This is a genomic window from Kitasatospora sp. NPDC004745 (assembly GCF_042873275.1).
Classification (GTDB): domain Bacteria; phylum Actinomycetota; class Actinomycetes; order Streptomycetales; family Streptomycetaceae; genus Kitasatospora.
The window spans coordinates 1-22,051 of sequence record NZ_JBIALK010000026.1; the positions used below are offsets into that span (position 1 = coordinate 1).

The window sequence follows — 22,051 nt, forward strand, 5'->3', positions numbered from 1 at the left end:
CCGCCGGCGGGCCAACTGGGCGGGGCGGGCGCGGGGCCCCCGGGCCCCCCCCCGGCCCCCGCCGGCGGGGGGGGGGGCCCCCCCCCCCGACCCCCCCCCACCCACCAAGCCGTACGGTCGTGCCGTCCGCGCCGTCCGTACGTCCCACCCCGACGGGAGTCGTAAGCCATGCGCAGCCGTCACGTGTTCCACGCCGTCGACTCGCACACCGAGGGCATGCCGACCCGGGTCGTCACCGGGGGCTTCGGCGTCATCCCCGGCGCCACCATGGCCGAGCGCCGGGTGCACTTCCAGCAGCACCTGGACCACTTCCGCACCCTGCTGATGTACGAGCCCCGCGGCCACGCCGCGATGAGCGGCGCGATCCTGCAGCCGCCGACCCGGCCGGACGCCGACTTCGGGGTGCTCTACATCGAGGTCTCCGGGCTGCTGCCGATGTGCGGGCACGGCACCATCGGCGTCGCCACCGTGCTCGTCGAGACCGGCATGGTGCCCGTCGTCGAACCGGTCACCACCGTGCGGCTGGACACGCCCGCCGGACTGGTGATCGCCGAGGTGCACGTCGAGGACGGCGCCGCCAAGGCGGTGACGATCCGCAACGTGCCGTCCTACTCGGTCGCCCTGGACCGCAAGATCGACGTCCCCGGGTACGGCACCGTCGGCTACGACCTCGCGTACGGCGGCAACTTCTACGCCATCCTGCCGCTCGCCGAGTTCGGGTTGCCGTTCGAGCGCGAGCGCAAGCAGGACATCCTGGACGCCGGGCTGGCCCTGATGGACGCCATCAACGCGAGCCCCGACCGGCCGCAGCACCCGGAGGACCCCTCCATCCACAGCTGCCACCACGTCCAGCTGCTCGCCCCCGGCTCCACCGCCGAGCACTCCCGGCACGCGATGGCCATCCACCCCGGCTGGTTCGACCGCTCGCCCTGCGGCACCGGCACCTCGGCGCGGATGGCGCAGCTGCACGCGCGCGGGGAACTTCCGCTGGGGCGCGACTTCCGCAACGACTCCTTCATCGGGACGACCTTCGTCGGGCGCCTGGTCGAGGAGACCGAGGTGGCCGGGCGGCCCGCCGTGGTGCCCACCGTCACCGGGCGGGCCTGGGTCACCGGCACCGCCCAGTACTTCCTCGACCCGAGCGACCCGTTCCCCGCGGGCTTCCTGCTCTGACCCCGCCCGCCGCTGCCCGCCGCCGCCCTCGACGCGGCGGCCCCGGCGCCGGCCGAACCACCTCCGAAGGGCTGCCAGTCGTGACCATCACCTCGTACAACCCCGCCGATCCGGCGGACCTCGTCGTCGCCGTCGAGGAGCCCGGGGCCCAGGCCGTCCGGGACGCCGTCGGGCGGGCCGGGGCCGCGCAGCCCGGCTGGCTCGCGGCCGGCGCCGGCGCGCGATCGGCGGCGCTGGGCCGGATCGCCGACGCGGTCGAGGCGCACGCGGACGAGCTGGCCGCACTGATCGTGCGCGAGGTCGGCAAGCCGCTCGCCGAGGCGCGCGGCGAGGTCGCCCGCACCGCGGCGATCTGGCGCTACTACGCGCAGGCGCCGTTCACGCCGTCCGGGGCGGTCCACGAGACCGCCGCCGGGCCCGGGCTGCTGCTCACCCGGCGCCGCCCGTACGGCGTGGCCGGACTGATCGCGCCGTGGAACTTCCCGCTGGCGATCCCCACCTGGAAGGCCGCACCGGCACTCGCCGTCGGCAACACCGCGGTGCTCAAGCCGGCCCCCGAGGCGACCGCCTGCGCGCTGCGGCTGGCCGAGCTGGTCGCGGCGGCCGGGCTCCCCGCGGACGTGTTCACCGTGCTGCCGGGCGGCGCCGAGGAGGGCGCGGCCCTGGTCGACGCGGCGGACGTGGTCTCCTTCACCGGCTCGACCGGAGTCGGCCGGGCCGTGGTGCGGGCCGCCACCGAACGCGGCGTGCCGGTGCAGGCCGAACTCGGCGGGCTGAACGCCGCGCTGGTGCTGCCGGACGCCGACATCGCCCTGGCCGCGAACCACATCGCCGCGGCCGTCGCCGGCTACGCGGGGCAGAAGTGCACCGCCACCAGCCGGGTGATCGCCGTCGGCGCCGCCTACGAGCCGCTGCGCGACGCCCTGGTCAAGGCGCTGGAGCTGGTCGACGACAGCGTCTGCGGGCCGGTCATCAACGCCGCCGCCCGGGACCGCCTCACCGGCGCCGTCGCCACCGCGACCGCCGCCGGGGCCACCCTGCTCACCGGCGGCCGGGCGCCCGAGCGGGACGGCTGGTACGTCGAGCCCGCCCTGCTGACCGACGTGCCGGCCGAACACCCGCTGGCGCGCGAGGAGTTCTTCGGCCCGATCGCGCTGCTGCACGCCGCGGCCGACCTCGACGAGGCGATCGCGCTCGCCAACGACACCCCGCACAGCCTCTCCACCTCGGTGCACACCGGCAGCCTGGACGTCGCGCTGGCCGCGGCCGACCGGCTGGACGCGGGCATGATCCGGGTCAACGCGCCCTCCAGCGGGGTCGACTTCCACCTGCCGTTCGGCGGCGCCAAGGGCGCGAGCCACGGCGACCGCGAACAGGGCCAGGCCGCGCTCGACTTCTACACCGTCAGCCGCACCGTCAGCGTGCTTCCGGGCGGGGGCGCGTGATGTTCGTCCGCACCGTCGACTACCACGCGGCCGGCGAGCCGTTCCGGATCGTGCTGGACGGCGCCCCGGTGATCCCGGGGGACGGCGTCGCCGAGCGCCGCGCCATCGCGCTCGGCGCGGGCGGCAGCGCCACCGCCCCCCGGCCGAGCGCCCTCGACGACGTCCGGCAGCTGCTCAGCCGGGAGCCGCGCGGCCACCCCGGCATGTACGGCGGCTTCCTGGTGCCGCCGGACGACGACGAGGCGCACCTCGGGGTGCTGTTCTGGCACAAGGACGGTTACTCGACGGCCTGCGGGCACGGCACCATCGCCCTCGGCGCCTGGGCGGTCGACTCCGGGCTTGTCCCCGCCCCCGCCGACGGCGTGGCGCGGGTGCGCATCGACGTGCCGTCCGGGCGGGTCACCGCGCTGGTGCACCGGGCCGCCGGGCGGACCACCGGGGTGACCTTCCGCAACGTCCCCACCCGGGTCAGCGCGCTGAAGCTGCCGCTGGCCACCTCGCGGGGCACCGTCGAGGTCGCGGTGGCGCACTCGGGGGCCTGCTACGCCTCCGTCCCGGCCGCCGCCCTCGGGCTGTCGGTGGAGCCCGGGCAGCTGCCCGAACTCACCGCCGCCGGCCGGGAGATCAGGGACCTGCTGGCCGGTTCGGAGGCGGTGGCGCACCCGACCGACCCGCGCCTGTCCGGCGTCTACGGCGTCATCCTCCACGACGAACTCCCCTCCGCGGACGGGGTGCTGAGCCAGCGCAACGTCACGGTCTTCGCCGACGGGCAGATCGACCGCTCGCCCTGCGGCTCCGGCACCTCCGCCCGGCTCGCGGTGCTCGCCGCCGAGGGGCGGCTCGCGCCGGGGGAACAGCTGCGGCACGAGTCCGTCATCGGGACCGTCTTCACCGGCCGCCACCTGCCCGGCGGCGACCCGTTCGGCGACGGCGTCGTCACCGAGGTCACCGGCACCGCGCACCGCACCGGCGAGCACGGCTTCGTCCTGGAGCCCGGCGACGACCTGGGCACGGGGTTCCTGCTGTGACCGCGGACGACCGCGACACGCTGCCCGGCACGGCGGCCGAGCCGCTCCGGTACGCCGTGCCGGGCGTCGGCGGCCTCACCCCCGCCGGGGCCGTGGCGGCCCTCGAACGGGTGCTGCTCGACGGGTTCGACCCGGAGGCGGCCCCGGCCCGCTCGGCCGTCCCCGTCCCGGCGGGCGAGCTGCTGATGATGCCCGCCGCGGCCGGGCCGTACGCCGGGGTCAAGATCGCCGGGGTCGCGCCGGCCAACCCCGGCCGGGGGCTGCCCCGGATCACCGGCAGCTACCTGCTGCTCGACGGGCCCACCCTGCAGCCGCTCGCGCTGCTGGACGGCGCCGCGCTCACCGCGCTGCGCACCCCCGCCGTCACCGCCGTCGCCCTGCGCCGGCTGGCCGCACCGGACGCCTCCCACCTGGTGCTCTTCGGCTCCGGGCCGCAGGCGTACGGGCACCTGGACGCGCTGCTCGCCGTCCGTCCGCTGACCCGGCTCACCGTCGTGGCGCGCAACGCCGAACGGGCGGCCGCGCTGGCCGCGTACGGGCGGGACCTCGGGCTGTCGGCCGCGGTCGGTGGCCCGGAGGCCGTCGCCGGGGCGGACCTGGTGGTCTGCTGCACCACCGCGCGCACCCCGCTGTTCGACGGCGCCCTGGTGCCCGCGCACGCCGCCGTCGCGGCCGTCGGCTCGCACGAGCCGCAGGCGCGGGAGGTGGACGAGGTGCTGGTCCGGCGGGCCGGACTGTACGTGGAGGCGCGGGCGGTGGCGGCCCGGGAGGCCGGCGACCTGCTGCTGGCCGGCGTCGCGTTCGACGGGGTGCGGAACCTGGCCGAACTGGTGCGCGGTGAGGTGCCGTCGGCGGACCGGCCGCGCTTCTTCAAGAGCGTCGGGATGGCCTGGGAGGACCTGGCCGTCGCGGCGGAGGTGTACCGCTGTGGTGGCGGTCACCGGTAGCCGCCGGTGCGGTGGCGGCTCCCCGGCCTGCCGTGTCGGGCGGCGGCCGGGGCATGGAGCCGGGGGCCGGTGCGGCGGGAAGGGATCCCCTGCCGGGCCGGCCCCCGGCGCCCGTGGGCGGTGCGCCGCGGGTGGTGTGGCGCAGATCGCGGGTCGCCGGCCGTTGTCAGGGTCGGCGGCCGCTGCCACGATGGGCTTCGGTCCGCGGCCGCTGCCGCGCGGGGCTCCGGCCGGTGTTAGCGCAGGTTGACAGCCGCTGACAGATCGTCCGAATCACGGACTGTTGCACACTCAACGTAACGTGACATTGTACGCTGGTGTTCTGCACCCACCCGGAGGAACACCATGGCCGACCTCAAATCCCGCACTCTGATCTCCGTGCAGGAGCGGCTCCGCGACCAGGTCGCCCACGCGCTCCGGGCGGCCCTGATCTCCGGCGAACTGCGCCCCGGCGTCGTCTACTCCGCGCCCGCCCTCGCCGCCGACTTCGGCGTCTCCGCCACCCCCGTCCGCGAGGCCATGCTGGACCTCGCCCGCGAGGGCCTGGTCGAGGCCGTCCGCAACAAGGGCTTCCGGGTCACCGAGCTCACGGAGCGCGACCTCGACGACTACACCGAGATCCGCGCCCTGATCGAGGTCCCGACCGTCGGCCGGGTCACCCGCACGGCCACCAGGGAACAGCTGGAGCGGCTGCGCCCGCAGGCCGAGGCGATCGTCGCGGCGGCGCGCAAGCACGACCTGATCGGCTACCTGGAGGCCGACCGCCAGTTCCACCTGGACCTGCTCGGGCTGGCCGGCAACGCCCGCCTCGTCGACGTGGTCGGCGACCTGCGCAAGCGCTCCCGGCTCTACGGGCTCAACCGGCTCGACGAGCGCGGCGAGCTGACCTCCTCGGCCGAGGAGCACCTGGAGCTGCTGGACCTGATGATCGCCGGCGACGCCGAGGCCGCCGAGGCCTGCATGACGCGCCACCTCAGCCACGTCCGCTCCCTCTGGGCCGGGCAGGGCGAGCCGGCCGAGGAGGAGCGCCCGGCCCTGCGCCTGCGGGCCCGCTAGGGCGGAGACCCACCCGTTCGGGTGAAGGCGTCGGCTCGGCCGGCGATCGGCGCTCCGGCTCTACGACGATGTTTCCCGACATCGGCAGTCAGGAGGAAATCCATGCCCGCCGCAGCCGTGGAAGAACCCGTCGAGCGGCCGACGCTGCTCGAGGTCGCGGATCTGATCTCGGACCAGTTCGTCGGCTACCGGGTCGAGATCATCGGGAGCGAGATCACCGTGACGCCGCCGCCGAACGCCGCACACGGAAAGTCGCTGAGCCGGCTCATGCGGACGCTGTTCGGGGCCGGTCTCGACGGTGTGGAGGTCGACGTCCTGCAGAACGTCGGCATCTGGCTGCCGGAGGGGCCATCGGACTACGCCGTGCCCGATCTGTCGGTCGTCGACGCCGACATCGACGACCACCTGATCGAGTACGACTGCTACGACCCGGCGGTCTTCCGTCTCGTCCTCGAAGTCGCTTCCTCGAACTTCGGCGACGACCTCACGAAGAAGCCCTTCGCCTACGCCACCGCGGGAGTGCCCGTCTACGTCATCGTGGACCGGACGAACCGGCGCGTCACGGTGCTCACCGACCCGCAGGACGGTGAGTACCGGCTGCACGCCGTCCACCACCCGGGGCAGTCGTTCACCCTGCCGGAGTCGATCGGGGCGTCGGTGACGCTGGTGGTGGACGAGGTGCTGGCGGCGAAGGCGTAGCTCAGGCCGGGGCCGGGACGGTGAGACGGCCGTCGTGGACCTCGGCGACCTGGTCGACGGCCGTCAGGTGGGTGCGGTCGTGGGTGACCAGCACGGTGGCCGTCGCGCGGCGGTGGGTCAGGTCGGTGATCAGGTCCAGGACGGCGGCGCCGCGTTCGTGGTCGAGCGCGCTCGTCGGCTCGTCCACTAGGAGCACCGTGGGGTCGTTCATCAGCGCCCGGGCGATGTTGACGCGCTGGCGCTGGCCGCCGGACAACTGGTGCGGGCGGCGGGCGGCCTGGTCGCGCAGGCCGACGGCGGCCAGCAGCTCCAGCGCCCGCGGCAGCGCGGCGCGCGGGGAGCCGCCGTCCAGGTGGGCCATCACCTGGAGCTGCTCGACGGCGGTGAGCGAGGGCAGCAGATTGGCCTGCTGGAACACGATGCCGATCCGGGTGCGCCGCAGGGCCGTCAGTTCGGCCCGGCCGAGCCCGGCGGTGTCGGTGCCGTCCACCACCACCCGGCCGGAGTCCGGGGCGATCAGGGTGGCGGCGACCGCCAGCAGGCTGGACTTGCCGGAGCCGGACGGTCCGACCACCGCCGTGATCGACCCCTTCGGGACGGTCAGCGAGACGTCGTCCAGCGCGGTGAGCCGGCCGTCGCCGTCCGGGTAGGTCAGGGTGACGTGGTCGAGCAGGAGACTCATCGGGCGCTCCCCAGAGCGGTCAGCGGGTCGACGGAGGTGATCCGGCGGATGGACAGGGCCGCGCCGACCGCGCCGAGCGCGATCATGACCACGGCCGGGACGAGGACGGTCGGGGCGTCCAGGACGAAGGGCACCGCGGAGCCGACCGCCGCGCCCAGGCCCGCCGCGAGGGCGGTGCCGACCGCGGTGCCGAGCACCAGCAGCAGGACGGCCTGGCCGAGCGCGTCCCGCAGCAGGTAGCGGGTCGAGGCGCCGAGCGCCTTCAGCACCGCGACGTCGCCGCTGCGCTGGATCGTCCACACGGTGAAGAACGCGCCGATCACCAGCGCCGAGATGGCGAACAGGAAGCCGCGCATCAGTTGCAGCGAGCCGTTCTCGGAGGTGTAGGAGCCGATCGCGGCCAGGGCGTCGTCCCGGCTGCGGGTCTCGGTGCCGAGGCGGGCGTCGGCGCCGCCGAGGTCGGCCCCCTTCGCCGTGCCGAGCGCGACGACCGTGGCGTGGCCGGCACCGCCGGGGGCGAACTGCTGCCAGTCCGAGAGGCTGGTCCAGATCACCGGGGTGTGGCTGAACGCGGCGTCGCCGTCCACGGCCGCCACCCGCAGGTGGTGGCCGGCCACGGTGAGGTCGGCGCCCGGGGCGAGGCCGCCCAGGCCCTCGGCGGCCTCGCGGGAGAGCACCGCCCGGCCGGGGGCCACCGCGGCGCCCTGCGGGGCCAGTCCGGAGCCGTCCGGGACGCCGAAGGCGGACAGCGCGGCGGTGCGGGTGCCCGCGGCCGCCTTGGTCGTGGTGATGCCCAGCGGCTGGGCGGAGGTGACCCCGGGCTCACGTCCCCAGGCCTGCCACTGCTCGGGTGTCACCTGGGAGTCCGTGAAGGACAGCTGCTGCCCGTCGGCGGGCCTGGAGAAGACCAGGTGGTCCGCGGGCAGGCCGGTGATCGCGGAGATGTTCTGCCGGCCCAGCCCGGCCGTCAGCCCGGACAGCAGGCCGACCAGCACGGTGATCAGTACGATGACGGTCCCCATCAGGGCGAACCGCCCTTTGGCGAACCCCAGATCCCTCCAGGCGACGAACACGGCGGTCCTTCCTGTCCACGGCTGCTTCTGTGACGTTCCCACCGTCCCGGAGGACGGCGGCCGCCGGCATCGCACCCCGGATTGCATCCTCCGCATCGAAGGGCAGAAGCGGAGTTCAACCTTTTGATTGATGCCGGGCCCGGCCGCGGAACCTAGGCTGGACTGATGGCGACCGAACGTTCCCGCACCACCCCCGTCGCCCGCGTCCTCCAGGTCTGCCTGCACCTGCTCGTGGCGGGCCTGCTCGCCCTCGCCGTCGCCCGCGCCCTGACCGGCCGGGACGGCGACCCGGCGGCGGTCGCCGCCTCCGCCGCCGCGATGGGCGCCGTCTACGCCGTCGGCCCCAGGACCGCGGCCGTGCACCGCTCCCGACGGGCCGCCGCGCTCTGGCTCGCCCTGCTCGGCGTCACCTGGGCGGGCGTGCTCCTCGCCACCCAGGACGGGGTCTGGCTGGCCTTCCCGCTGTACTTCCTCGAACTGCACCTGCTCGGGCGCCGCGCCGGGCTCGCCGCCGTCGGTCTGACCGCCGCCACCGCCATCGCCGCGTGGTCCTGGCACCAGCACGCCTTCAACGTGGCCGCCGCCATCGGACCCGCGCTCGGTGCGGCCGTCGCCACCGCCACCGTGCTCGGCTACCAGGCGCTGTACCGGGAGAGCGAGGAACGCCGCCGGCTCATCGACGAACTCACCGCCGCCCGGGCCGACCTCGCCGCCGCCCACCACACCGCCGGCGTGCTCGCCGAACGCGAGCGCCTCGCCCGGGAGATCCACGACACCCTCGCCCAGAGCCTCAGCTCGATCCAGCTGCTGCTGCGGGCCGCCCAGCGCGCCCTGCCCGACCGCACCGACGCGGCCGCCGGGTACGTCGAACAGGCCCGGCAGGCCGCCCAGGACAACCTCGACGAGGCCCGGCGCTTCGTCCGCGCGCTCACCCCGCCCGCCCTCGACGGCGACCCGCTGCCGGTCGCCCTGGAACGGCTCTGCGCCACCACGTCGGCGCACAGCGGCCTCCCGGTGAAACTGCACGTGTCCGGCGACCCGGTCCGGCTGCCGGTGCCGCAGGAGGTCGCCCTGCTGCGGATCGCGCAGTCCGCACTCGGCAACACCGTCCGGCACGCCGGGGCCTCGCACGCCGAGGTGACGCTCAGCTACATGGAGGACGAGGTGGCGCTCGACGTGTTCGACGACGGGGCCGGGTTCGACCCGGCGGCGGTCGCCGGCCGCACCGGCGGCGACGGCGGGTTCGGCCTGCCGTCGATGCGGGCGAGGGCCAGGGCCCTCGGCGGCACCTTCACGGTGGAGTCGGCACCCGGCGAGGGCACCGCCCTGGCCGTCCAGCTGCCGGTGACGGAGGGCGGGGCATGAGCGGGGCCGCGATCAGACTGCTGCTGGCGGACGACCACCCGGTGGTGCGGGCCGGACTGCGGGCCGTGCTGGAGGGCGAACCGGACTTCGAGATCGTCGCCGAGGCCGCGACCGCCGAACGGGCCGTCGAACTGGCGGCGCAGGGGACGGTCGACGTGGTGCTGATGGACCTCCAGTTCGGGCCGGGCTCCGCCATGAACGGCGCCCAGGCCACCGCCGCGATCACCGCCCGGGCGGGTGCGCCCCGCGTCCTCGTCGTCACCACCTACGACAGCGACGCCGACACCCTGCCCGCGCTGGAGGCCGGCGCCACCGGCTACCTGCTCAAGGACGCGCCGCCGGAGGAGCTCGCCCAGGCCGTCCGGGCGGCCGCCGCCGGCCGTTCGGCGCTGGCGCCCAGCGTCGCCGACCGGCTGCTCGAACGGATGCGGACGCCGGCGGCGGCGCTCAGCGCGCGGGAGACCGAGGTGCTGGGGCTGGTCGCGGACGGGCTGACCAACCAGCAGGTCAGCCAGCGGCTGCACCTGAGCCAGGCCACCGTGAAGTCCCATCTGGTGCACATCTACACCAAGTTGGGGGTGGACTCGCGGACGGCGGCGGTGCGGGAGGCGCGCGGTCGCGGGCTGATCCGCTAGATCGGGTCCGTCGGGTCCGTGCGGTCCGTCGGGTCCGTCGGGTCCGGGGGAGCGGCATAGGCTGGGGCCGGTCCGTACCCGCAGGAGTGTGGAGGAGCCCCGGATGGCCGAACCCCCGACGACCGTGCGTCTCGACGAACTCGCCGTGCCGGTGATCGGCGCGCCGATGGCGGGCGGGGCGTCCACGCCGCAGCTGGTGGCCGCGGTGAACCGGGCCGGCGGTCTCGGCTTCCTCGCCGCCGGGTACCGCGACGCCGCCGGGATGGCCGAACAGATCGCGCAGGTGAGGGCGTTGAGCGGGCGGCCGTTCGGGATGAACCTGTTCGTCCCGGCCGCCCCCGGGGACCGGGTCGCCGTCGCCGCCTACCGGGAGCGGCTGCGGCCCGAGGCCCGGCGCCGGGGCGTGACGCTCCCCGAGGAGATCGGGCCCGACCGGGACGACTGGGACGCCAAACTGTCCGTGCTGCTGGCCGATCCGGTGCCGGTCGTCTCGTACACGTTCGGGCTGCCGACGGCGGCCGAGGCGGCGGCGGTCCGCGCGGCCGGGTCGCTCCAGGTCGGCACCGTCACCACGCCCGCGGAGGCGCGGGCGGCCGAGGCGGTCGGGATGGACGCGCTGTGCGTGCAGGGCCCGGAGGCCGGCGGGCACCGCGGCACCCACCGGGTGGCGGACGAACCGGACGGGGCGCCGCTGCTCGACCTGCTGCCCGCGGTGCGGGCGGTGACGGCGCTGCCGCTGATCGCGGCCGGCGGGCTCGGCGACGGCCCGGCGGTGGCGGCGGCGCTGCGGGCCGGCGCGGTCGCGGTGCAGCTGGGGACGGCCCTGCTCCGCGCCGACGAGTCCGGTGCCCCGGCCGCGCACCGGTCGGCGCTCACCGCGATGCCGGAGACGGTCGTCACCCGCGCCTTCACCGGCCGGCCGGCCCGTGGCCTGCGCAACGACTTCATCGACCGCTACGGCCGGTACGCCCCGCCCGCCTACCCCGAGGTGCACCACCTCACCCGCCCGCTGCGCGCGGCCGCCACCAGCGACGCCGACACCACCGCCATGCACCTCTGGGCCGGCACCGCCCACCGCCTCACCCGCCCGGGCCCGGCGGCGGACATCGTCGCCCGCCTCTGGCACTCCGCGCGGGGGTAGTGCGCCCGGCGCGTGCGAGGCCCGGGCGTGTCGTCCCCCGCGGGGGTGGATCGGGCGGGAAAGCGCGTCTGGCACCGGTTGAGGAATGGTACTTGCAGATCTGCGAGGACGATCCGAAAACCGTATGCAACATCCTTGAGGTGTTTGACCTGAAAGGGAGTGCGTGCATGAAGGGGCGCAGTTGGACCGAGGTACGGGCCGAGGTTCTGGAACGGTTCCCCGAACTGGCGACGCCGGAGGCGGAGGCGGATCGGGCGCGGGTCCGACAGGAGACGCTGGCCCAGATCCGTGGGTACGAGCTGGCTGAGCTGCGGCGGGGTAACGGCCTGACGCAGAAGGAGGTGGCCGGGCTGATGGGCGTGAGCCAGGCGCGCGTCTCGCAGATCGAGCACGGGCAGGTGGACAGCCTGGACAACCTGCGGGCCTACGCCGCCGCGATCGGCGGCGAGGTGGAGGTCACCGTCCGGCAGGGGGAGCGGACGGTCAAGGTGGCCTGAGCGTCGCTCCCCCGTCGGGGTGGTCAGCGCAGGAGGTCGGACATCCAGGACTCGATGGCCGGGGCGGTCCTGGGGAGGGCGTGGGACATCAGGCGGGCGCCGTCCGGGGTGATGACGAGGTCGTCCTCGATGCGGATGCCGAGGCCGCGGAGCTCGACGGGGAGGGTCTCGTCGTCGGGCTGGAGGTAGAGGCCGGGTTCGACGGTGAGGACCATGCCGGGTTCGAGGACGCCGTCGAGGTAGCGGTCGGCGCGGGCCCTGGCGCAGTCGTGGTAGTCGAGGCCGAGCATGTGGCCGCTGCCGCAGAGGGTGTAGCGGCGGTGGAGGCCGTTGTCGTCCTCGAGGGCCTGTTCGGCGGGGATGCGCAGGACGCCCCAGTCGGCGAGGCCTTCGGCGATGACGCGCATGGCGGCGCGGTGGAAGTCGCGGAAGCGGGCGCCGGGGCGCAGTGCGGCGATGCCGGCGCTCTGGGCGGCTAGGACGAGGTCGTAGGCCTGGCGCTGGACGGGGTTGAAGGTGCCGCTGAGCGGGAGGGTGCGGGTGATGTCGGCGGCGTAGAGGGTGTCGGTCTCGACGCCGGCGTCGAGCAGGAGCAGGGAGTCCGGGTCGAGGGCGCCGTCGTTGCGGATCCAGTGCAGGACGCAGGCGTGGGCGCCGGAGGCGGCGATGGTGGTGTAGCTGGTGCCGTTGCCCTCGGCGCGGGCGCGCAGGTCGAAGACGCCTTCGATCCAGCGTTCGCCGCGGGGGTGGTGCAGGGCGGTGGGCAGGGCGCGGACGACGTCCTGGAAGCCGGTGACGGTGTGGTCGACGGCGAGTTGCAGCTGGTCGACCTCCCAGGTGTCCTTGACCAGGCGCAGTTCGGAGAGGACGGCGGCGAGTTCGCCGTCGGCGCGGGCGTGCGGGCCGGGCCGTCCGGTGGCCTCGTCGACGAGCGGGTCGGTGCCGGCCAGGACGCGGGTGGGCGGCTGGGGGCCGGTGAGGAGTTTGCCGAGGTCGTCGAGGTGTTCGGTGCGCAGCCCGGTGAGGGCGGCGGCCTCGGCGAGGTCGGGGCGGCGGCCGACCCAGAACTCGCCGTAGCGGCGGTCGCGGTAGAACTCGGAGCCGGCGGCGTGGCCGCCGCTGCGGGGGGAGCGGGGGCGCAGGTAGAGGACGGGTTCGTGGCCCGCGGGGCCGGTCGGTTCGAGGACGAGCACGTGGTCGGCCTGGTCCTCGCCGGTGAGGCAGGTGAGCCAGGCGTAGGCGCTGTGCGGCCGGAAGCGGTGGTCGAGGTCGTTGCAGCGGACCTTGAGGCGGCCGGCGGGGACGACCAGGCGTTCGCCGGGGAAGGCGGCGGAGAGCCGGGCGTGACGGCCCGGCAGGCGGTCGTGGCCGGGGGCGCGCCGGTCGGCGGGGAGGGGGGTGGGGGCCCACCGGGTGGCCATGAAGGCGTCGAGGGCGGGGGAGACGGGGAGGTCGTGGCTTCCGGTGTGGAGGCCGGTCTGGGGCGTGGTCACCGGTGAACTCCTATGCGGGGCTGGGGAGGTGCGGCACGGACACAGCTCGGTAACGAGCGGCGTCACCTCTTGTGCAGTGCAATTTCACATTACTATGTTACGGGTCACACCGCGGAGCGGCCAGGCCTTGACGGCCGCCCTCCCGGTCGGGCCCCGGACCACTGCCGGGGTGGACCACGGGCTTCACGGCAGGCCCCCCACAGCGGAGTTGCACATGACCAGGCGCACCCACGCCGCCCTCGCGGCGGCACTCGCGGCCACCCTCACCCTCGGCCTCGGGGCCTGCAAGAACGACAAGAGCGACACCGGCGGCGACGCCGCGCCCTCCAGCAGCAAGGGCCCGGGCGCGGAGTCCGGCTCGGTCATCGGCGGCACGCCGGTCAAGGGCGGCACCCTCACCGTCCTCACCAACCAGGACTTCGCCCACCTCGACCCGGCCCGCAACTGGGTGGTGCCGCACATGGACTTCGGCACCCGGCTGCTCTACCGCACGCTGACCACCTTCAAGTCCGAGCCGGGCGCGGCCGGCAGCGAGATCGTCCCGGACCTCGCCACCGACCTGGGCAAGTCCTCCGAGGGCGGCAAGGTGTGGACGTTCACCCTGAAGGACGGCCTCAAGTACGAGGACGGCAGCCCGATCAAGTCCGCCGACATCAAGTACAACGTCGAGCGGTCCTTCTCCCCGGACCTCACCGGCGGCCCCGACTACGCGGCCCAGTACCTGGCCGGCGGCGAGAACTACAAGGGCCCGCTGAGCGGCGAGCACCTGGCGAGCATCGAGACGCCGGACGACCGGACCATCGTCTTCCACCTCAAGCGCCCGGTCGCCGAGTTCTCGGACACCGTCACCCTGCCGACCTTCTCCCCGGTGCCGCAGTCCCAGGAGAAGGGCACCCAGTACGACTCGCACGTGTTCTCCTCCGGGCCGTACAAGATCGAGACCTACGACCGCGGCAAGCAGCTGGTGCTGGTCCGCAACACCAACTGGGACCAGTCCACCGACACCGTCCGCAAGGCGTACCCGGACCGGATCGTGGTCACCCAGGGCATCAAGGGCGGCCAGGCCGACGACCGGATCATCGCCAGCGACGGCGCCGACGCCAACGCCATCAACATGCCCTGGATGCAGCACGAGTCGGTCGCCAAGGTGCTGCCCAAGGCGGACGTCAAGTCCCGCATGGCGGCGGAGCAGACCGGCTGCACCGACATGCTCTACATGAACACCGCCAAGGCGCCCTTCGACGACCCCAAGGTGCGCGAGGCGATGATGTGGGCGGTCGACCGCGAGGCCCAGGTGACGGCCTTCGGCGGCCCGGCGGTGACCGACGTGGCGACCTCCTTCCTGCCGCCCTCGCTGACCGGCGGGGTCAAGGCCGACCCGCTGAAGATCCCGGCGGCCGGTGACCCGCAGAAGGCCAAGGACCTGCTGAAGGCGGCGGGCAAGACCGACCTCAAGGTCGGGCTCACCGTCTCGCTCGGCGACAAGACCCGCGCCGAGGCGATCCAGCAGTCGCTGGCCAAGGTCGGCGTCCAGGTCACCGTCAACACCGTGGACCCGTCCGCCTTCGCCGACACCATCGGCGACATCAAGAACGCCCCCGAGCTGACCATCAACGGCTGGTGCCCCGACTACCCGTCCGGTGCGACCTTCCTGCCGTTCCTCTTCGACGGCCGCACCATCAAGGAGAAGGGCAACCAGGGCAACTACAGCCAGTTCAAGGACCAGGCCACGATGGACCGGATGGACCAGATCGCGGCCATGACGGACGTCAACGAGGCCAACAAGGCCTGGCAGCAGCTGGACGAGGACCTGATGAAGAAGGCCCCGGCCGTCCCGCTGATGTGGCAGCGCCGCCCGCTGCTGGTCGGCACCAACGTGGCCGGCGCGTTCGGCAACTCCGGCTACGCCGGCATGATCGACCTCGCCGTGGTCGGCCTCAAGGACCCCGCCAAGGGCAAGGGCTGAGGGGCCGCACCGATGAGTACCACCACTGAGCCCGCCGCCGTGGACAGCACGGCGGCGGGCCCCGCGAAGGCCGCCGGACGCGGCCCGTGGCGGCTGGTCTGGGACCAGCTGTGGGCGAAGGGGTCGGCCCGCTTCGGCCTGATCACGGTCGGCGTGCTGCTGCTCGCCGCCGCCCTGGCCGGACCGCTGAGCTCGCTCGGCGGCTGGTCCCCCGAGGAGTTCGACAAGCGCGCCGTCGACCCGTACCTGGGCGGCATGCCCCGGGGCGACTTCGGCGGCATCGGGGCCCGGCACTGGCTGGGCGTCGAGCCGATCACCGGGCGCGACCTGTTCGCCCGGGTGCTGCACGGTGGCCAGGTCTCGCTGCTGATCGCCTTCACGGCCACCGCCGTGGTCGTGGCCACCGGCACGCTGGCCGGCATCGCCGCCGGCTACTTCGGCGGTCGGACCGACACCCTGTTGTCCCGGCTGATGGACCTCACGATGTCCTTCCCCTCGCTGATCTTCATGATCGCGATGATGTCGGTGGCCAGGGACGTCAACCGGATCCTGCTGATCACCCTGGTCATCGGCCTGTTCACCTGGCCCGGCATCGCCCGCGTGGTGCGCGGACAGACCCTGTCGCTCAAGCACCGGGAGTACGTCGAGGCCGCCAAGGTCGGCGGGGCCCGCTCCTGGCGGATCCTCACCCGGGAGATCCTGCCGAACGTCTCCGGTCCGATCATCGCCTACACCACGCTGCTCATCCCCGGCATGATCGCCACCGAGGCCGCGCTCAGCTACCTCGGCGTGGGCGTCCGCCCGCCGACGCCCTCCTGGGGCCAGATGATCGCCGAGAGCATCGTCCACTACGAGACCGACCCGACGTACTTCCTGATCCCGACGGTCTTCCTGTTCCTCGCCGTGCTCGCCTTCACCCTGCTCGGGGACGCGCTGCGCGACATCCTCGACCCCCGGGGAGGCCGGTCGTGATCCTCTACCTCGGGCGCCGCCTGCTCGGCGTGGCGGGCATCCTGCTCGCCATCTGCGCCATCACCTTCACCATCTTCTACCTGCTGCCGAACGATCCGGCCGCGGCGGCCTGCGGGAAGACCTGCAGCCCCGAGCGGCTCGCCGACGTCAAGGCCGCGATGGGCCTGGACAAGCCGGTCTGGGAGCAGTTCCTCGCCTACCTGGGCGGCATCTTCGCCGGCCGCGACTACGGCAGCGGCCCCAGCGCCGTGCACTGCGGCTTCCCGTGCCTCGGCTACTCCTACGAGTACGGGCTGCCGGTCTGGGACCTGCTCACCGACCGCCTGCCGGTCTCGATCTCGCTGGCCCTCGGCGCGGCCGTGCTCTGGCTGCTCCTCGGACTGGGCGCCGGCGTCACCTCGGCGCTGCGCAAGGGCGGGGTCACCGACCGGACCCTGATGGTGCTCTCCGTCGGCACCGCCTCGCTGCCGGTCTACTTCACCTCGATCATGCTGATCTGGGGCGTCGTGCGCACGGCCGGGCTGCTGCCCTACCCGGCGTACCACGCGTTCGGCGAGAACCCCTTCGCGTGGGCCTCCAACCTGCTGCTGCCGTGGATCGCGCTGGCCCTGCTGTACGCGGCCATGTACGCCCGGCAGAGCCGCAACTCGATGATCGAGACGATGGCCGAACCGTACATCCGCACCGCCCGGGCCAAGGGCCTGCCGGCGCGGACCGTCACCGTCAAGCACGGACTGCGCGCCGGGATGACGCCGATCCTCACCATCTTCGGCATGGACCTCGGCGGGCTGCTGGCCGGTGCCGTCATCACCGAGTCCATCTTCGGCCTGCCGGGCGTCGGCCGGCTGTTCTACGACGGCCTGGGCCGCTCCGACCAGCCCGTCATCCTCGGCGTCACCCTGCTCGCGGCCTTCTTCATCGTCGCGGCGAACCTGCTGGTCGACCTGCTCTACGCGTTCGTCGACCCGAGAGTGAGGTACTGATGACCGCACTGTTGGAGGTCGAGGACCTCGGGGTCTCCTTCGACACGCCCCGCGGCGTCGTCCGGGCGGTGGACGGCATCTCCTTCACCGTCGGGGCCGGGCGCACGCTCGGCCTGGTCGGCGAGTCCGGCAGCGGCAAGTCGGTCACCTCGCTGGCCGTCATGGGACTGCACCGCGGCGCCGCCGTCACCGGCTCGATCCGGCTGAACGGGCAGGAGCTGAACGGGCTGGGCGAGCGCGAACTCGGCGCCGTCCGGGGCCGCCGGATCGCGATGATCTTCCAGGACCCGCTGTCCAGCCTGCACCCCTTCTACACCGTCGGGGAGCAGATCGCCGAGCACTACCGGGTGCACTTCAGGGCCTCCCGCAAGGCCGGCCGCGAACGCGCGGTCGAGATGCTGGCGGAGGTCGGCATCCCGGAGCCGGCCCGCCGGGTCGACGAGTACCCGCACCAGTTCTCCGGTGGCATGCGCCAGCGCGTCATGATCGCCATGGCGCTCGCCTGCGAGCCCGAGCTGCTGATCGCCGACGAGCCCACCACGGCCCTCGACGTCACCGTGCAGGCGCAGATCCTCGACCTGATCGCCCGCATCCAGCAGGAGCGCGGCCTCGGCGTCGTCATGATCACCCACGACCTCGGCGTGGTCGCCCGGGTCGCCCACGAGGTGCTGGTGATGTACGGCGGCCGGGCCGCCGAACAAGCGCCGGTGGACCGGCTGTTCGCCACCCCCGCGCACCCCTACACCCGAGGCCTGCTGGACTCGCTGCCCCGGCTGGACGACACCGACGACGCCCCGCTGCGGGCCATCCCCGGCAGTCCGCCGTCACTGATCGCCCCCGCCCCCGGCTGCTCCTTCGCCCCGCGCTGCGCCCGCACCACCGCCGCGTCCGCCGAGGAACACGCCCGCTGCCGGGCCGAGCGCCCGCTGCTCGGCCCGCTCGCCCCCGGCCACCAGGCCGCCTGCCACCTGCCCCTGGTGCCGGAAGGAGCACGGCCATGACCGACACCCTGCTGTCCGTACGGGACCTGGTGAAGACCTTCCCCGGTCGGCGCGGGCGCACCGGCCGGCCCGGCCCCCCGGTCCGGGCCGTGGACGGCGTCAGCTTCGACGTCGGACGCGGCGAGACACTCGGCCTGGTCGGCGAGTCCGGCTGCGGCAAGTCGACCACCGGGCGGATGATCGTCCGGCTGCTCGACCCGACCTCGGGCACCGTCACCTTCGACGGCACCGAGATCGGCGGGCTCCCGCAGGCCCGGCTGAGGCCGTACCGCAGGCACCTGCAGATGGTCTTCCAGGACCCGTACTCCTCGCTCAACCCCCGGCAGACGGTGGCCCGGATCATCTCCGAGCCGATGCTGATCCAGGGTTCGAGCGCGGCGGACGCGCGCCGGCGGGCCGGCGAGCTGATGGACCTGGTCGGGCTGATCCCCGAGCACATCGACCGCTACCCGCACGAGTTCTCCGGCGGCCAGGCGCAGCGCATCGGCATCGCCCGCTCGCTCGCCACCTCACCCAGGCTGGTCATCGCCGACGAGCCGGTCTCCGCGCTCGACGTGTCCATCCAGGCCCAGGTGGTCAACCTGATGGAACGGCTCCAGCGGGAGCTCGGCCTGGCGTACGTGTTCATCGCGCACGACCTCTCGGTGGTCAAGCGGGTCTGCGACCGGGTGGCGGTGATGTACCTCGGGCGGATCGTCGAGATCGGCGACAAGGCCGAGGTCTACGGCAACCCCGCGCACCCGTACACCAGGGCGCTGCTGTCCGCGGTGCCGCTGCCGGACCCTGCGGCGGAGCGGGCCCGGGAACGGATCGTGCTGCTCGGCGACCCGCCGAGCCCGGCCAACCCGCCGTCCGGGTGCACCTTCCACCCGCGCTGCCCGAAGGCGCAGGAGGTCTGCCGGACGGAGCGTCCGCTGCTGCAGATCGCCGGTGCGGGCGGCCGGCAGGCGGCCTGCCACTTCCCGGAGGCCTGACTCCGGGTACGGGCCGGCCGCGGGGGCGCACCCCGCGGCCGGCCGGCACAGACCGCCGTACCGTCCCGCTGTTCCCACGCGGGGCGGTGCGGCATCCAACGGGCGAGGGGCACCCCCTCGCCGTCACGCGCCCGGTCGGACGCGGCGGGGAACCTCACGAGGGCCGCGTCCGACCGGGTTCTCGCGCTGCCCGGCGGGGCCCCGGCGGGGCGCCCCGCCGGGCTTCGGTCTGCGGCCGGGTCGCGTCGGCCGAACGGCCCTTGCCCAGGTCGCCGGTGGCCGAACGGCCCTCTCCCCGGTCGCCGACGGCCGAACTCGGCCCTCGCCCGGGTCGCCGTCGGCCGAACGGCCCTCGCCCGGGCGGGACGTGCGCCCGCCCGGTGCGGTGGGCGGGGCACGGAACGGCCCCGGTCCCCTTCGTCGGAAGGGAACCGGGGCCTTCGCCGTCCGGGTGCGATCCGGCGGGCCGCACCCGGACGGTCGTGGATCAGTTGTGCTCGGCGGTGTCCGACCGTGGTCCGGTCGTGGTCCGGTCGTGCCTCAGGAGGCCGGCCCCACCCGCACGGTGGTGATCCGCCCGCCCTGGGACTCCCGGACGACCTCGATCCGGGTGTTGGTGTCCGGCACCTTCACCGAGAGCTGCGGGGTGGCCGGGTCGGCGTACACGCCGGTGTGGTCGTTGAACACCGGGACGGCCGGCTCGGACGGGATCCGCACCGCGACGCCGCCCTTGTGCAGGGTGAACGGCGTGGTCGGCTTGAGCGAGAACGTCGCGTCGTAGGTCTGCGCCCGCCCGTTGACCAGGGTGCCGTCGGCGAAGCGGATCGGCGCCGGGTGGGCGTCGATCGGCAGGATCAGCCCGCCGCCGGGGTGGTCCTTGGTGTTGTTGTCGCCGTAGGAGGTGTCCCACAGCCAGAGCAGGACGCCCTCCTGGTACGGGTAGGTGTCGACGACGTTGGCCTTGCCGGTGACGCCGGTGTACCCGAAGTTGTACGGGCCGGTCTTCAGGAACGCGCCGTATCCGGTGTAGCGGCGGTTCTCGGCGATGTACGCGCGCGGGTGCTGCTTGACGGCGGTGCGGCCGGTGATGACGGTGAAGCCGGTGGCGGTCCAGCCGCCGGTGCCGTTCTCGGCGCCGTCGGCGAACAGCACGGTGCCGCCGGCGGTCAGCTGCACGGCGTCGACCAGCACGCCGCGGCCGTGGGTGTTGCCGTCCGAGGTGGCGTGGACGCGCAGCCGGACCTGCTGGCCGAGGTAGCCGTCCAGCGGGATGTGCAGCTTCCGGTAGCCGCCCGAACTGCCGCTGAGGCCGGGGGTGTTGGCGGTGGTGTTGCCGATCGGCGAGCCGTCCACGGTGCCGCCCAGTGCCGTCCAGTGCTTGCCCTGGTCGGTGGTGGCCTCGACGGTGAGGAAGTCGTAGTCCTGTTCGGTGTCGTACCAGACCGCCGCGTCCAGGGCGGCCGGTCCGGCGGCGGTGCGCAGGTCGACGTCCCGGGTGAGGGAGTTGTCGAGGTTGTCGCCGGTGTCGCTCCACCACTGCTTGCCGCCCTCGTACGGGTCGGCGAGATCGGTGCTGGTGGTGCCGTCCGGCAGGTGGACCAGGACGGCCTGGGCCTGGTCGGTGTTGTAGCTGCTCACCCCGAGGGCGTGGCTGGACCGGGTGGCGGCCTGCGCCTCGTCGTAGTTGAGCCAGCCGAACTGGAGCTTGCTCCAGGCGTCGAGGTCGCCCGGGTAGCCGCCGGTGGTGTTCGGCCCCTTGCCGAGGTACGAGCCGGAGGACATCAGCGACCAGAAGTTGACGCTGTTGTCGCCGCCGGTGGTGCTGTACAGGTCCGGCAGGCCGAGGTTGTGGCCGTACTCGTGGGCGAACAGGCCGACACCGCTGTTCTCGCCGGCCTGGACGTAGTCGTAGACGTAGAGACCGGTGTCGCCGACCGGCGCGCCGCCGATCTTGTCGCCCTCCGGCCCGGTCTGGCCGGTGGCGTCCGGGAACGCCCAGCTGCGGTGCGCCCACAGGGCGTCGGCGCCCTGGGCGCCGCCGCCCCAGGTCTCGTCGACGCCCGCGTGCACCACGATGACGTTGTCGAGGTAGCCGTCGGGGCGGTCGAAGTCGCCGTCCTTGTCGTGGTCGTAGCGGTCGTGCACGTCGTACTGGGCGAGCTGGGCCCTGATGTCGGCCGCGCTGCGGCCCTTGGCGATCTCACCGTCGTACCAGGCCTTGACGGCGTCCCGGACGAACTCCTGGGCCTGGGTCCAGGCGCCGGAGCCCTGCGGGCCCTTGTTGCTGCCGTAGCGGGCCTCGTTGTACGGCACGGTGACCCAGTCGCTGACGGTGCCCTGGACGTCGTACCGGCCGGAGGACTGGGTGCGGTAGTAGTTGCGCATCGACACGGCGCCCGGCGTGTCGTCGAAGAACATCTTCTGGTAATGGTCCCGGTCGAAGTCGGCGGACCACAGGGTGTGGTTGTCGTCCCGGCCCGGCTCGGGGATCTGGTTGTGCCGCGGGCCCGGGGTGCCGCCGTAGCGGGGCTGGCCGTTGTACTCGGTGGTGTTGTCGACCTGGTCGCCGAACTGGGCGAGGATCACGAAGACCTTGTCGGTGCGCTGGTGGGCGAGCTCGACGTAGTCGTTGCCGACCTTCACCCTGGCGGGGGCCCGCTTGTCGGCGGTCTTGGCGACGGTGCCCTTGTTGAGCTGCTCCAGGGCCTTGCTGCGGAGGGCCTGGCGTTCGCGCTCCTGGGGGACGAGCGGTGCGGGCGGGGCTTCGGCGCCGCCGGCCCCGGCGCCCTGCTCGGCGGCGGCGATGGTGGCGGGTGCGGGGGGTGCGGCCTGGGCGGGGGTGCCCAAGAGGGTGGCCGCTATCGCGCTCGTGGTGAGCGCGGCCGCGAGTGCCGCGGACAGTCTGCGCAACTGACCGGTCC

Annotated in this window: 19 protein-coding genes; 15 read left to right on the plus strand and 4 right to left on the minus strand. The window is 74.1% G+C overall.

What is annotated here, in order from left to right; all coding sequences use genetic code 11:
- Positions 1-168: 168 nt before the first annotated feature.
- The 6 genes from ACFYUY_RS31765 (at position 169) to ACFYUY_RS31790 (ending at position 6,348) form a co-directional block, all read left to right on the plus strand.
- Entirely contained in the window at positions 169-1,173 is a 1,005-nt protein-coding gene (locus ACFYUY_RS31765) for a proline racemase family protein (protein WP_360208642.1), read from the plus strand.
- Positions 1,174-1,253: 80 nt separating this feature from the next.
- A complete protein-coding gene (locus ACFYUY_RS31770) occupies positions 1,254-2,618 on the plus strand; it encodes an aldehyde dehydrogenase family protein (RefSeq protein ID WP_387905802.1) in 1,365 nt (454 codons plus the stop codon).
- On the plus strand, positions 2,618-3,646 hold the full coding sequence (locus tag ACFYUY_RS31775) for a proline racemase family protein (RefSeq protein WP_360208645.1): 1,029 nt from the start codon (positions 2,618-2,620) through the stop codon (positions 3,644-3,646). The genes ACFYUY_RS31770 and ACFYUY_RS31775 overlap by 1 nt, the downstream gene beginning before the upstream one ends.
- Positions 3,643-4,593, plus strand: a complete 951-nt coding sequence (locus ACFYUY_RS31780) for an ornithine cyclodeaminase family protein (RefSeq protein ID WP_387905805.1) — start codon at positions 3,643-3,645, stop codon at positions 4,591-4,593. The genes ACFYUY_RS31775 and ACFYUY_RS31780 overlap by 4 nt, the downstream gene beginning before the upstream one ends.
- 345 nt (positions 4,594-4,938) lie before the next feature.
- Positions 4,939-5,649 (plus strand): GntR family transcriptional regulator, encoded by a 711-nt coding sequence (locus tag ACFYUY_RS31785; RefSeq protein ID WP_360208648.1) that lies wholly within the window; start codon positions 4,939-4,941, stop codon positions 5,647-5,649.
- 102 nt (positions 5,650-5,751) lie between these two features.
- Entirely contained in the window at positions 5,752-6,348 is a 597-nt protein-coding gene (locus ACFYUY_RS31790) for a Uma2 family endonuclease (RefSeq protein ID WP_387905807.1), read from the plus strand.
- A 1-nt stretch (position 6,349) separates the two neighbouring features.
- Here the strand turns inward: ACFYUY_RS31790 and ACFYUY_RS31795 are convergent, their stop codons facing one another.
- Together ACFYUY_RS31795 and ACFYUY_RS31800 are read right to left on the minus strand one after the other, a co-directional pair.
- The gene (locus tag ACFYUY_RS31795; RefSeq protein WP_360208653.1) at positions 6,350-7,030 is read right to left on the minus strand and encodes an ABC transporter ATP-binding protein; all 681 of its coding nucleotides are present in this window, start codon (positions 7,028-7,030) and stop codon (positions 6,350-6,352) included.
- Positions 7,027-8,103 (minus strand): ABC transporter permease, encoded by a 1,077-nt coding sequence (locus tag ACFYUY_RS31800; RefSeq protein ID WP_387905810.1) that lies wholly within the window; start codon positions 8,101-8,103, stop codon positions 7,027-7,029. Before ACFYUY_RS31800 ends, ACFYUY_RS31795 begins: the two co-directional genes overlap by 4 nt.
- A gap of 165 nt (positions 8,104-8,268) precedes the next feature.
- Between ACFYUY_RS31800 and ACFYUY_RS31805 the strand changes: the two genes are divergently transcribed.
- From ACFYUY_RS31805 to ACFYUY_RS31820, 4 genes are all read left to right on the plus strand, one after another.
- Positions 8,269-9,468 carry a sensor histidine kinase gene (locus tag ACFYUY_RS31805; RefSeq protein ID WP_387905813.1) on the plus strand — a complete coding sequence of 400 codons (1,200 nt, stop codon included), beginning with the start codon at positions 8,269-8,271 and terminating at the stop codon, positions 9,466-9,468.
- Entirely contained in the window at positions 9,465-10,103 is a 639-nt protein-coding gene (locus ACFYUY_RS31810; RefSeq protein ID WP_360208662.1) for a response regulator transcription factor, read from the plus strand. Before ACFYUY_RS31805 ends, ACFYUY_RS31810 begins: the two co-directional genes overlap by 4 nt.
- Before the next feature lie 103 nt (positions 10,104-10,206).
- Positions 10,207-11,244 carry a nitronate monooxygenase gene (locus ACFYUY_RS31815; RefSeq protein ID WP_360208665.1) on the plus strand — a complete coding sequence of 346 codons (1,038 nt, stop codon included), beginning with the start codon at positions 10,207-10,209 and terminating at the stop codon, positions 11,242-11,244.
- 92 nt (positions 11,245-11,336) lie between these two features.
- Positions 11,337-11,741 (plus strand): XRE family transcriptional regulator, encoded by a 405-nt coding sequence (locus tag ACFYUY_RS31820; RefSeq protein ID WP_387905817.1) that lies wholly within the window; start codon positions 11,337-11,339, stop codon positions 11,739-11,741.
- Between the two features lie 23 nt (positions 11,742-11,764).
- Here the strand turns inward: ACFYUY_RS31820 and ACFYUY_RS31825 are convergent, their stop codons facing one another.
- The gene (locus tag ACFYUY_RS31825; protein ID WP_387905819.1) at positions 11,765-13,234 is read right to left on the minus strand and encodes an aminopeptidase P family protein; all 1,470 of its coding nucleotides are present in this window, start codon (positions 13,232-13,234) and stop codon (positions 11,765-11,767) included.
- Positions 13,235-13,448: 214 nt separating this feature from the next.
- On the opposite strand from ACFYUY_RS31825, the gene ACFYUY_RS31830 reads away from it, so the two are divergent.
- From ACFYUY_RS31830 to ACFYUY_RS31850, 5 genes are read left to right on the plus strand one after another with little or no spacing between them, the layout of a single operon-like run.
- Positions 13,449-15,200 carry an ABC transporter substrate-binding protein gene (locus tag ACFYUY_RS31830; protein WP_360208676.1) on the plus strand — a complete coding sequence of 584 codons (1,752 nt, stop codon included), beginning with the start codon at positions 13,449-13,451 and terminating at the stop codon, positions 15,198-15,200.
- Positions 15,201-15,212: 12 nt separating this feature from the next.
- Complete coding sequence (locus ACFYUY_RS31835; protein ID WP_360208679.1) at positions 15,213-16,172, plus strand: ABC transporter permease; 960 nt, start codon at positions 15,213-15,215, stop codon at positions 16,170-16,172.
- The gene (locus ACFYUY_RS31840; protein WP_360208681.1) at positions 16,169-17,155 is read left to right on the plus strand and encodes an ABC transporter permease; all 987 of its coding nucleotides are present in this window, start codon (positions 16,169-16,171) and stop codon (positions 17,153-17,155) included. The genes ACFYUY_RS31835 and ACFYUY_RS31840 overlap by 4 nt, the downstream gene beginning before the upstream one ends.
- Positions 17,155-18,156, plus strand: coding sequence for an ABC transporter ATP-binding protein (locus ACFYUY_RS31845; RefSeq protein WP_360208684.1), 1,002 nt, complete (start codon positions 17,155-17,157; stop codon positions 18,154-18,156). Before ACFYUY_RS31840 ends, ACFYUY_RS31845 begins: the two co-directional genes overlap by 1 nt.
- Complete coding sequence (locus ACFYUY_RS31850; RefSeq protein WP_360208687.1) at positions 18,153-19,130, plus strand: oligopeptide/dipeptide ABC transporter ATP-binding protein; 978 nt, start codon at positions 18,153-18,155, stop codon at positions 19,128-19,130. The genes ACFYUY_RS31845 and ACFYUY_RS31850 overlap by 4 nt, the downstream gene beginning before the upstream one ends.
- Before the next feature lie 540 nt (positions 19,131-19,670).
- Here ACFYUY_RS31850 and ACFYUY_RS31855 read toward each other — a convergent pair.
- Entirely contained in the window at positions 19,671-22,040 is a 2,370-nt protein-coding gene (locus ACFYUY_RS31855; RefSeq protein WP_387905824.1) for an immune inhibitor A domain-containing protein, read from the minus strand.
- Between the last annotated feature and the right edge of the window lie 11 nt (positions 22,041-22,051).